Source organism: Pseudohaemophilus parahaemolyticus, from assembly GCF_938021905.1.
GTDB classification, from domain to species: domain Bacteria; phylum Pseudomonadota; class Gammaproteobacteria; order Enterobacterales; family Pasteurellaceae; genus Haemophilus_A; species Haemophilus_A parahaemolyticus_B.
Window position 1 is genome coordinate 19,669 of record NZ_CALIFA010000077.1, and the last position, 11,554, is coordinate 31,222.

The following is an 11,554-nucleotide window of genomic DNA, read 5'->3' on the forward strand; positions in this document are numbered from 1 at the left end:
AATACAATCAACTGACTTTTCTTAAAAAGAGAACCTTACATATTAAAGAAAATATTACTATTTTGATAAATCCAATGTCTAATACAGTAGAATAAAATCTATTTGAGAATGCAAGCATTATTAAATCATTGAACAAATACGTATAAAAAAATAATAACGAACTAAAAGAAGATATTTTTATACTTTTTATCATTTGATACGTAAATACATAGTATAATGCAATTATAGCTATAAGTGGAATGAAACCTATGTAATCAAAATCATAAATAAAAGAATAAAATGTTGTGTACACATTACCAATCTCAATTCCATTATTACTAAAAGTAAACTGATCAATTGTATCGAAAATTAATGAATCATCTCCTAATTGTTTAGCAATATAACCATATAATGTCCTGAAAGTTTGCTCTCCGAAAATTAGAGATTGGGATAGATCTGGTTTTACGGCTAAATAATTATCTAAGTTAACTAAAGGTGCTCCAACATAAATAAATAAATAATGGAGTAAGCCTAGATCATTCTCTCTTCCCATTAGATTCAGCAGAATAACAAATCCGACACCAGAGAAAATAATAATAATAATACTTTTAATTAAAAATTTGATATTACCTTTGCGAACTCCATTTTTTTTATTATATAAAATGTAAAACAGAATCATCATCATTGTAATGATTCTAAATATAGGACTACGACTTCCATTTAGAATAATATTAAGACAAAGTAATAAGATAATTATTAAATGTAGCTTATTTATTTTCTTTGTAGCCACGAAATTATGTACGAAGACATAAACAATGAGATATCCAAATCCTTGAGTAATAGGATTACCAATCCTATATAATAAAGGAATTGGAACATCTAGTTCTCTAAAAATATCCGTCCAGAATTTAGTCATGACATCATAAAGGGATATCATTTCCCCTAGATTACCTGCATATCCTTGATAAGCAATAGATATATCTCTAATATATTTAACAAAAGCTAATTGAGTCAATATAGAAAAGATAATAAAGAAAATGGTAATAGTATTATTTATCTTTAGTTCTGTTAAGATTTGTTTCTGACTTATAATTTTATATAGACTTTGAGCTATCAATGTGAAAAAAGTAAGTATTAAGCAAGAACTAACTACAACAAATAAAGTTTCCTCATGAAACTCTATTTGATATGCAGATTCAGCAATTGCACACATTACAGAAAAGACAAAAAACGGAATTGTAAATAACACCGCTGGATGCATATAGTCAAATTTTACTATTAAGAAATTCAACACTAATATAATAAATAGCGAGATTACTAATAGGTATAAAAACATGAGGTAACCTTAAATTAAACTTTCAGATATTCTTATTGAATTTTTTGTATGCTCACCATGACGGAGTAATGTTGAAATATTAGCAACATTTTTTATCATCTCTTGGTAATTTTTTTCAGAAATCTGCTCTAATTTACCTTTCAACTCACTTAAAGACGAAACACAAATGCCTAGATTATGCTTTCTTACAAAATCTGCTTCTGCTGCCTTATCCCAAATTACAACAGGAATTCCTGAAGCTAAATAAAGTGAGAGTTTATGAGGATTGTTGTATTGTAAATATTCACCAAAGTCACCACTACAGGTATCTATACTATTTCCATCCCATACTAAACCAAACCCTGAATTTAGTTGGTTTGGAATATCTGATGCGGGGAATGAACCATGATATTGAATATCTTTATATTGTTCTAATGAATGGGAAAAATTAGGTCCATATAAATGAATAGTAATACCTAACTTACCAAGTTGGGCAATATAAGCTGATTTATTAACATCGAGATTTCCCGCAATTGAAATTGCCCACTCAAATGTAACATTCTTACTTGTGGCTTCTTTATCCATTAAATAATCAAAAATTTTAAGGCTAACTAGTTTATTTTCTGGAATTCCTTTTTTTATAAAGAATGCTTTCATCGTATCATTATGTACAATAATTGAATCAGCAACAGATAACATAAAATTAAACTCATTCTTATAATAGTTATTATATAAACTCTTTCTCAGCTCTTCTACATCGTGAACTAAAGAAATGAATTTTACTTTTTTATCTCTTTTAAGCTTACTAAGAACCCAATTACGAATAAGCTGTTTATGGTGATAAGGGGTTTGGATAAGCACTAATGAATTAGGCGTAATAGAAAAATAGATCTTAAGCCAATCAATAAAAAAAAGTGCTTGTCTTCTAATTTTTCCCCATAAGGAGTCTATGCTTGTTGCTGTTCTAATTACTTCAGCTTCATAACCTAATTTTTTCGCTACATCAAATACGTCTTGTACAGCTTTACTACCTGCGTGGTTATGTTCAGTACTTAACTCAACAATTTGATATTTTTTCATTTGATTATTAACCTTATATTATCTAGCCTTTTAACTTTGTAAATAAAATGGGTAGTTTTGATTTTACTAATTTGACAAAATTACCCAATAATACAAGTAAAGAACTCATTTTATATTTCAATAAGAAATATATTGGTTTCTGTTTCTTGCCCACAAGGTAAGCATTATTTACCATTAATTTAAACTGTTCTTGATTATAAACAGAACCAATAATCCAATCTTTTTGTGCTTTTAATGTTAAATTTGCATTAGGTGAAGTATTTCGTTCAATCGCAGAGAGCGTGTAGCGAATAAATCGGTTTACTACCAATTCTATTGCATTTTGATTAAGTTCCTCTCTTACTTGTAAAAGTTTAATAAACGAAGAAAGCGTTTTCATATGAATTGAAAAGTAATCAGGGACAAATTTAGCCGTTAAACTGCCATTATTCCGCTTCATATAAAAATATAAAGGCTCATTAAGGATATAAAAATTAGAAATCACACTAAATACCTTGATGTTAAATTCAAAATCTTCTTTTAAAGCCTGATGCTCATTTTTAATATGATATTTATCAATAATTTCTTTTTTATAAAATTTATTATTTGTATAACCAAATAAGAAAGTTTCTTCTAAATTTACTAATACAGGATTGAAATTTGTTGTAATGAATCCTTCAAATTCACTTACAATATTTTTTGTATACGATAGATTGCTATCAATTTCATATCTTTCTTGCATCCCTATACTAATCACATCTGGATTAAACTCGGGTATGACACTACCTACTTTAGGTAGTAATTTAGAATCAAATAAATCATCTGGATCAGGGAACCAAATATAATCTCCTGTTGCTTCTTCAATACCTCTATTTCTGCTGTTGGCCGCACCAATATTTTTTTCGTTTAAAATAACTTTTACTCTTGGATCATCTAATGTAAGTAGTTTATTTCTTGTATCATCTATTGAACAGTCTTCAACAAAAATTATCTCAACATCTTTATAAGTTTGTGATATTAAGAGTTGATAAAGTTCATCTAAATACTGAGAAATATTATAGCAAGCAAAAATAAGACTGATTTTCATCGTACTAACCTAATAAAATTCTCTGAATAGAGCGAGAAACACTAATAATATTATATCCGTTCTTATTTAAAGCAATGGTATCACTTACTCGTTTATTATTTTTATTATTTAGAATAGACATAATTCTACTACTCCAACGAGTTACATTATCAATAGGTAAGAATTCTGTTGAAGAAATTAATTTTGCCTCTTTTGACACATTATCTGACAATAATGTTGGTAAGCCAGCCGCCTGAGCTTCAACTGCAACAATAGGTAATCCTTCAAATAAAGAGGGTAATATAAGCACATCTGATGCAATCATAAGTTGATTTACATTATCACGAATACCCATAAAAGATATATTTATAATTTTTCTATCAGAAATATATTTTTCAATATCTTTTTTTAGTTCTCCATCACCAACATATGCCATCATAACATTCGGCATATCTCTATTTAATGCCTGCATAATTTCTAAAGCAAAAAAAGGATTTTTTTGGTGATTCATTCTTGCAACATATAAAATGACTGAGGCTTTATTCCATCCTAAATTCTTTTTAATATGGTTGTGTTTTTCCTTAGAATAAGAATATTTATCAAGATCAATCCCATTCTTAATAACTTGGTATTTTTCATTCTCTCCATACATAAAGATACCTGCTTTTTCAGAGCAAGCCAATTTTATATCACTTAGTTTATTTAGCAACCATCTTAATGAATAGTGTAATCTTTTTTTAGTGGTATCTGCATTATGTGAATGAGCTACAATTTTCTTTCCCAATAAGAATGCAGGAAGCATATTTAATACGTATCCTGCATTCATGATATTAAAATAAACGGTATCGTAATTCCCTTTCTTAATTACTCTATACATTTCCCATAGGCTACGAAATAAACCTTCATTTTTAGGTGGAATATAGTGAATTTTACAGCCATTCTTAAGATAAAAATCACTAAAGGTCATGCTTGGGAAGTCACAAACAAAATCAAATTGAATTTTTTCTTTATCCAAATGTTGATAGATATTATGAATATAGGCTTCCATACCACCTAAATTATCAGTCATGCCATATACAAGAATACGTTTCATTATTTTTCCAGTAATTAAAAACTTGCTTCGTACTTTTTACCAAGAAATTTTGCTTGCAAAAAAGCTAAGATCTTTTTACCCCAATTAATTTTCTCACCATATACAAAAGGGAGTTCTTTTATCTTAATTGGTGTTTTCTTATTATATTGCATCAGCCAAACATTAAAGAGTAACTCACTTACACGCCCATAGAAACGAGCATGGAATGCAGAATATTTATCTGCTGGTAAATGTTTCTCTAATTCAAATAAGATCGGGAATAACCAGCTACAATAGCTATTTGTTAATTCTTTAGACATAATGAACATATTAAACATATACCCACTACGTTGTTTCATTACTTTATCAAAACTCTCTAAATATTCACCGCACTCTTCGCTAATAATCTCACGTGTGACATCTAAATGCTCTGCATGTAAGGTATTAGCATAGTGAGAATAAAGCGTTTCAATATAATAATTACGTTTACTTGGCACAATAACATCATAATCAGCTAACAAATCAGAAGCTTCCTTATGAGTTAGATATAGATCTTCAAGCGGTTGATTTTTTCTCTCAAAACGCCCTTTTGTAGTAAAAAACCTTCTATAGTGAATAAGCCCAAGATAATCATTAGGTAAGTTTTTCCATGCCCAATAAAGTCCGGTCAGCTCACAAAAGTAAGGATTTTTGATAGAGATATTTTCTCCTTCGTTATCACCTTGATAACCAATATCTGCCTTTCCTTCTTTACCAACATGAACAGGTAAATACATATCATTTGAAGGGATAAAATACTCTTTATGAGTAGCTATAATTATTTTTATATCTTTCATTTTTTTAATTCTTATTTGAAATAATTGCTTTACCTAAAATAACAGTGCTACCAATTAAAAGTCCTAAACCAAATCCAATCGCTAATAATAAAAAGCGTTTTGGCCAATCATGTTTAACAGGATAATCCGGCGAACTTAAATAATAATACGCTTTTACATTTTCAACCGAATCTAATTGAGGGGCTAATTTAGTTAGCTTACTCAACTGTCTCTCCGTACTATAATAATTTGTTGGGTAAACAACGGGGTTATTTTTAGCAATATCTAATTGAGCTTGCAGGTATTTTTCACCAAGCATAAATAAATATGTACCGTCTGCTAATTTAGAATCAGAGATATTTAAACGAGCATCTCCTAACATATATTCTGGCACAGAAATATTATTATTATTTCCTCTTGAAAAATCTCTAATTCCTGCTTTTTTTGCAATATCTAACGCATTTGTTAAATTTTCAACCTGAACCTTTTTTGCTTCAGTTAGATTCTCTTCAATTTGTTCTTTAGTAAATTTCAGTGCATCTAAACGAAGGTTAAATCCTAGTTTAAACTCTTGGTTTATTTGGTTAAGGATATATTTGTTCACAAAACTCACATACTCAGTTAATACAGATTGCGTATCTTTTGGCGTTTCTGCTGAGAAGGTGAGTTTTAAACCAATTTTATCTAATTCGGTTAAGTCTTTTTTCTTAGGATCAACTTCGTGAACAATAAGATATTTAGAAACTGTTTCTTCAATATATTTTCTTTTTTGTTCTTCCGTCATTTCTTTGGTGTAATTTTTTACCCATTCAGATTGCTCTAAGAACTGACGTTTTAAATCATTAGAAAGTAAGAAATGTTTGAATTGTCCGTAAAGAGAATCAGATAATTTCCCAGCTGAAAAATCACCATCACCAATAATACGAGCATATTCTGCACGAGCTGGTAATAATGTGCTTAAATCCGTCGAACGCGGTGCAACTACAACTGCCGTTGATGTCCATTGTTCTTTTGCAGTAAACGCATAAATGCCTGCAATCAGTGTGCACACAAACGCAGAAAGCACGATCCACACTTTTTTCTTCCACAACACGCGGAAAAGTTCAATTAAATCAATCTCGTCATTTCTTTGAGAAGAAACCTCAGCCATAAACCCACCTTAAAACAAAAAAAACAACTTATAAAGTTTTCTTATTATAGCTAACTTTCCATACTTTATGGAAAAGTTTACTAAAATTTACACTTTTTTATGATCTTGCTCAAACCCTCAGATTGGGGGATAATGCACCACTATTTGTTTTTGTTATAAGGCTAATATGAGCGATATCCAAATTCCTCTCATCTTTACAGATGCTGCAGCAAAAAAGGTGAAGAGTTTAATTGAAGGGGAAGATAATCCCAATCTCCGTTTACGTGTGTATATCACAGGTGGGGGCTGCAGCGGATTCCAATATGGTTTTACCTTTGATGATCAAGTTAATGATGGAGATTTAACCATTGAAAACCAAAATGTCGGTTTAGTGGTGGATCCAATGAGTTTACAATATTTGATCGGTGGTACAGTCGATTACACCGAAGGGCTAGATGGTTCACGTTTTGTAGTGCAGAATCCGAATGCAAGTTCAACCTGTGGCTGTGGTTCTTCGTTTAGCATTTAAATTTGCATTTTATTGGTAAAAATTGACCGCTTGAGTGGGGTAACTTCAGATAATTCGAGATTTATCCCAGAATATGATAAAAATGCCTCTCTTTATCCAATAAAGAGAGGCATTTTTTACAACCATCCTTTCCGTTTAAAATACAAATATGGAGAAGCTGCAGCAACAATCATCAAGCAAATCGCCATTGGATAACCATATTTGAAATGAAGCTCTGGCATAAACTCAAAGTTCATTCCGTAAGTAGATGCCACCAGTGTTGCAGGGAGGAACATCACAGAAACTACCGAGAAGAATTTCATAATACGGTTCTGTTCAATATTGATGAAACCCATTGCCGCCTGCATTAAGAAGTTCACTTTTTGGAACAACGATTCATTGTGCGGTTGGAGTGATTCAATATCTCGCATAATATCACGTGCTTGTTCGAGCTGGTTGTTTGGCAAGCGTGTTTTACGCAACAAAAAGCTCAACGCACGTTGCGTATCCATCAAGCACAAACGCACTTTTGAACTCACATCTTCCAATTCAGTAAGATCTGAAAGAGCTTCATTTAAGCTATCACCTTCTTGTTTGCCATCCAAAATCACGTGGCTCATATTTTCTAAATCAGCGTAAACCGTTTCGATAACATCCGCCAGCTGTTCGATTTTGGTTTCGAACAGGTCAAGCAGCAATTCATAAGCATTGCTATCAAGCAATTTCATTCGGCGCGAACGCATACGATATAAGCGGAATGCAGGCAAATCGCGTTCGCGAAGCGTGAACAAACGCCCATCGCGAATGGTAAATGCGACTGTTGAAATATCAGCGTAATCGTCGTCATCTAAGCAGTAAAAGAAGGAGTGAAGGTGTAAACCGTCTTCATCTTCGAAAAAGCGAGCAGAAGCTTCTAAGTCTTCTAACTCGTGCTCTTCCGCAAGGGTTTGGTCTAAGCCGAGTTTTAATACGCTACGTTCATCATCGCTTGGGTCGATTAAGTCAATCCAAATCGCATCGTTTAATTGGTCGCGAGAGGTTTCGTCAAGTCCGACGAGACGCGCGTGGTCTAATGCAAAAGCACGAATCATTTTTCATTTCTCCGAGTTAGGAGGTGATGAACAAAATGAACAAGGGGAAAGATACTAGACGAAAGTTACCGACCGTGTCGGCAACCTGAGGTTGGACAAGGCAGGTAATCAAGAAAAATCTGCAAAGTATCGACTATGACTGTCCAAAATGTAATCCTCAAGTAAAAATAGCAGTGCGAATACTACCTATCTTGTACGAAATAGTCAAGTTTTATGGCGTTTTATTCAACAAAATTTGAGGAGCGTCATACTTCACGTTTATTCATTTTGGGGTAGATTTCTTTTTTGTGATTTCAGCGTATAATGAGCACTCACCATTTCAACACTTTATTAACAAAAGAGGATTTTAATATGGGTGGAATTAGCATTTGGCAATTACTGATCGTGGTCGCAATCATTGTGTTACTTTTCGGTACGAAAAAATTACGCACCTTAGGTCAAGACTTAGGCGAATCAGTAAAAGGCTTCAAAAAAGCGATGGCAGAGGAAAAACCTCAAGATGCTGCGTTCGATAAAGTCGAAGCAAAATCAAGCAACACTGAACAACAAAAAACAACCGAAAAAGAGCAGGCATAACCCGTGTTTGATATTGGTTTTTCAGAGTTAGTACTCGTTTTAATTGTGGGCTTAGTGGTGCTAGGTCCGCAGCGTTTGCCCATTGCAATCCGCACCGTCATGGGGTGGGTTCGTACCATTCGTGGTCTGGCGGCAAACGTGCAAAACGAACTGGCTCAAGAACTTAAGCTACAAGAACTCAAAGAGAGCATTAAAAAAGCAGAGGAATTAAATTTAAGTTCGCTTTCACCAGAATTAAGCAAAACCGTTGAAGAACTTAAACAATCTGCTCAACAAATGCAGCAAGACTTGAATACCACCAAAGGTGAAATCACTAAATTAACCGATGAACAAGTGGCGGAAATTCAAGCCAAAATTGAAGCCGAGAGCAAGCCTAAAGAGGCAGAACAAGCGGTCGAAAATGATCAACAGAATGCAAAAGAGCAAAACGCTGAAGAAAATTCACCGCTTGTAAGCGAAGAAAAAACGGTGACAACCGCAGAAGACGCAGAACAGGCAGAATTAGACGAAGCCCTGCTTGCTGAAAAACTCTCGATTTATTATCCGCCAGATGATGACGATGTTGCACCACAAGCAACTGAGCATGTAGCGAACAAGGAGAAAGGAAATGCAACAAGCTGATCAATCTCAACCGCTTATCGCTCACCTTATTGAACTTCGCAACCGTTTATTACGTAGCGTTATTTTCGTATTAGTTGTTTTCTGTGCGTTAGTGTATTGGGCAAATGACATCTATACCCTGTTGGCAACACCGCTCACGAGCAATTTGCCAGCAGGGGCAACGATGATCGCCACCAACGTGGCAACGCCATTTTTTACCCCGATTAAACTAACGATTGTCACCGCGATTTTTCTTTCTGTGCCTTATATTTTGTATCAAATTTGGGCATTCGTCGCCCCGGCATTATATAAGCACGAAAAACGCCTGATCTACCCGCTGTTAGTTTCAAGCACCTTGCTGTTCTACTGTGGCGTGGCGTTTGCTTACTATGTTGTGTTCCCAATCGTGTTCGGTTTCTTAACCAGCACCACGCCTGAAGGAGTGCAAATGGCAACCGACATCAGTAGCTACTTAGACTTCGTGCTCACGATTTTCTTGGCATTTGGTATCTGTTTTGAAGTCCCTGTGGCGATTATTTTGCTCTGCTGGGCAGGCATTACCACCCCAGAAGACTTGCGTGAAAAACGCCCATATATCATCGTGGCAGCTTTCATCATCGGGATGTTACTTACTCCACCCGATATTTTCTCACAAACACTCTTGGCTGTGCCAATGTGCTTGTTGTTTGAAGTTGGCGTGATTTGTGCCAGATTCTACAAACCACGAGAAGAAGAAACCACGAGCGAAGAAAACGCTTAATCTTAGCCCGCGAAAGCGGGTTAATTTTTACGACAAACTATCTCTTCACTCCCTGCACTTGCGGAGGGAGGAAAAAATCAGAAAAGGACAAAAAATGACCCAATACCTCAACACCGCATTCCCGCAACGCCGTATGCGTCGCTTACGTAAACACGATTTCAGCCGTCGTTTAGTGGCAGAAAGCCAACTTACCGCCAACGATTTAATCTACCCTGTTTTCGTCATTGAAGGTGAAAATCATCGTGAAGCTGTGCCCTCAATGCCAGGCGTAGAACGTTTAACCCTCGACCAACTTTTAATTGAAGCGGGCTTACTCGTGAAATATGGCGTGCCGATGATCGCACTTTTCCCTGTGGTAGGCGAAGCGAAAAAATCATTAATGGCTGAAGAAGCTTACAATCCTGAAGGCTTGGCACAACGTGCGGTGCGTGCATTAAAAGCAGCATATCCAGAATTAGGCGTGATGACTGATGTGGCACTCGATCCATTTACCACTCACGGGCAAGACGGCATTATCGATGAAGAAGGCTATGTGTTAAACGACATCACCACCGAAATCCTCGTTAAGCAAGCCCTTTCACACGCTGAAGCGGGTGCTGATGTGGTTGCACCAAGCGATATGATGGACGGCCGCATCGGTGCTATTCGTGAAGCGTTGGAGGCGAACGGCTTTATCAACACCCAAATTATGGCGTATTCCGCAAAATATGCCTCAAACTACTACGGACCGTTCCGCGATGCTGTAGGGTCAGCGGGCAACCTCAAAGGCGGTAATAAATTTACTTACCAAGTTGATCCAGCGAATGCCAACGAAGGCTTGCACGAAGTGGCAATGGACATTCAAGAAGGAGCAGATACGGTGATGGTAAAACCAGGGATGCCTTATTTGGATATGGTGTGGCGTGTGAAAGAAACTTTCGGCGTACCAACTTTTGCGTACCAAGTTTCAGGCGAATACGCAATGCATATGGCAGCAATTCAAAACGGCTGGTTAAAAGAACGCGAATGCATTATGGAAGGCTTACTCTGCTTTAAACGTGCTGGAGCAGACGGGATTTTGACCTACTTTGCTAAACAGGTAGCAGAGTGGTTATATCGCGATAATCATAAATAAAAACAGAGGGCAAATGCCCTCTTTTTTATCTCGCCGCCATTTGGAATAACACCACTTCTGCTTGACAGCTAAATTCAATCCACATCTGCATTAAAAATCCATCTGCAAGCAGTGTGATTTCTGATTTAATTTGGCAAGGTTCAGTTTCCACCGATTTTGCTTTCTGGATGAAATATTCGACCGCTTGTTGGGCTTGTGCTTCGCTATCATAAACAGCCTCAAAAGCAATGGCGATCGGCGTTGTCTAGCATTGAATCGCCTTTTAATTTACACATATTGCGGGCTTCGTCTGCTTTTTATTGGAGCGTTTTTGACATTTTAAATTCCTCAATCAATAAAAACAAATGCCATTACGGTACGCTTAAATAAACAATAATGTAGATAGGCAAATTTTAGGTATAAAAAAAAGCACCTCAAGGTGCTATCATTTATTTTCTATTGTAAGAAATGGAGCGGGAAACGAGGCTCGA

Annotated in this window: 12 protein-coding genes and 1 pseudogene; 5 read left to right on the forward strand and 8 right to left on the reverse strand. The window is 35.2% G+C overall.

The features are described 5' to 3' along the window. Nucleotides 1-7: 7 nt before the first annotated feature. Genes QMF79_RS08625 through QMF79_RS08650 form a run of 6 tightly spaced genes read right to left on the reverse strand, consistent with a single transcriptional unit; the run spans nt 8 to nt 6,456 of the window. A complete protein-coding gene (locus QMF79_RS08625) occupies nt 8-1,315 on the reverse strand; it encodes an O-antigen polymerase (protein WP_281773519.1) in 1,308 nt (435 codons plus the stop codon). 9 nt (nt 1,316-1,324) lie between these two features. Then, the gene (locus QMF79_RS08630) at nt 1,325-2,374 is read right to left on the reverse strand and encodes a sugar transferase (RefSeq protein WP_111428079.1); all 1,050 of its coding nucleotides are present in this window, start codon (nt 2,372-2,374) and stop codon (nt 1,325-1,327) included. Between the two features lie 22 nt (nt 2,375-2,396). Continuing rightward, a complete protein-coding gene (locus tag QMF79_RS08635; RefSeq protein ID WP_281773520.1) occupies nt 2,397-3,440 on the reverse strand; it encodes a glycosyltransferase family 2 protein in 1,044 nt (347 codons plus the stop codon). Between the two features lie 4 nt (nt 3,441-3,444). Then, nucleotides 3,445-4,512 carry a glycosyltransferase gene (locus QMF79_RS08640; RefSeq protein WP_281773521.1) on the reverse strand — a complete coding sequence of 356 codons (1,068 nt, stop codon included), beginning with the start codon at nt 4,510-4,512 and terminating at the stop codon, nt 3,445-3,447. A gap of 14 nt (nt 4,513-4,526) precedes the next feature. Beyond that, on the reverse strand, nt 4,527-5,327 hold the full coding sequence (locus QMF79_RS08645) for a DUF4422 domain-containing protein (protein ID WP_111428076.1): 801 nt from the start codon (nt 5,325-5,327) through the stop codon (nt 4,527-4,529). A gap of 4 nt (nt 5,328-5,331) precedes the next feature. After that, nucleotides 5,332-6,456, reverse strand: coding sequence for an LPS O-antigen chain length determinant protein WzzB (locus QMF79_RS08650; RefSeq protein WP_281773522.1), 1,125 nt, complete (start codon nt 6,454-6,456; stop codon nt 5,332-5,334). Nucleotides 6,457-6,622: 166 nt separating this feature from the next. On the opposite strand from QMF79_RS08650, the gene erpA reads away from it, so the two are divergent. Then, complete coding sequence (gene erpA, locus QMF79_RS08655; protein ID WP_281773523.1) at nt 6,623-6,964, forward strand: iron-sulfur cluster insertion protein ErpA; 342 nt, start codon at nt 6,623-6,625, stop codon at nt 6,962-6,964. Nucleotides 6,965-7,080: 116 nt separating this feature from the next. Here the strand turns inward: erpA and corA are convergent, their stop codons facing one another. Beyond that, nucleotides 7,081-8,034, reverse strand: a complete 954-nt coding sequence (gene corA / locus QMF79_RS08660) for a magnesium/cobalt transporter CorA (RefSeq protein ID WP_040217535.1) — start codon at nt 8,032-8,034, stop codon at nt 7,081-7,083. A gap of 351 nt (nt 8,035-8,385) precedes the next feature. Here corA and tatA point away from each other — a divergent pair, with 351 nt between their 5' ends. The 4 genes from tatA (at nt 8,386) to hemB (ending at nt 11,084) form a co-directional block, all read left to right on the forward strand. Then, complete coding sequence (gene tatA, locus QMF79_RS08665; RefSeq protein WP_111313430.1) at nt 8,386-8,610, forward strand: Sec-independent protein translocase subunit TatA; 225 nt, start codon at nt 8,386-8,388, stop codon at nt 8,608-8,610. A gap of 3 nt (nt 8,611-8,613) precedes the next feature. Next, on the forward strand, nt 8,614-9,231 hold the full coding sequence (tatB, locus tag QMF79_RS08670) for a Sec-independent protein translocase protein TatB (RefSeq protein ID WP_281773524.1): 618 nt from the start codon (nt 8,614-8,616) through the stop codon (nt 9,229-9,231). Next, nucleotides 9,218-9,970 (forward strand): twin-arginine translocase subunit TatC, encoded by a 753-nt coding sequence (gene tatC, locus QMF79_RS08675; RefSeq protein WP_281773525.1) that lies wholly within the window; start codon nt 9,218-9,220, stop codon nt 9,968-9,970. Before tatB ends, tatC begins: the two co-directional genes overlap by 14 nt. A gap of 94 nt (nt 9,971-10,064) precedes the next feature. Next, a complete protein-coding gene (gene hemB, locus QMF79_RS08680) occupies nt 10,065-11,084 on the forward strand; it encodes a porphobilinogen synthase (RefSeq protein WP_281773526.1) in 1,020 nt (339 codons plus the stop codon). Between the two features lie 25 nt (nt 11,085-11,109). On the opposite strand, the pseudogene QMF79_RS08685 reads toward hemB, so the two are convergent. Beyond that, nucleotides 11,110-11,359 (reverse strand): annotated as a pseudogene (locus tag QMF79_RS08685) (YfcZ/YiiS family protein). Nucleotides 11,360-11,554 lie beyond the last annotated feature (195 nt).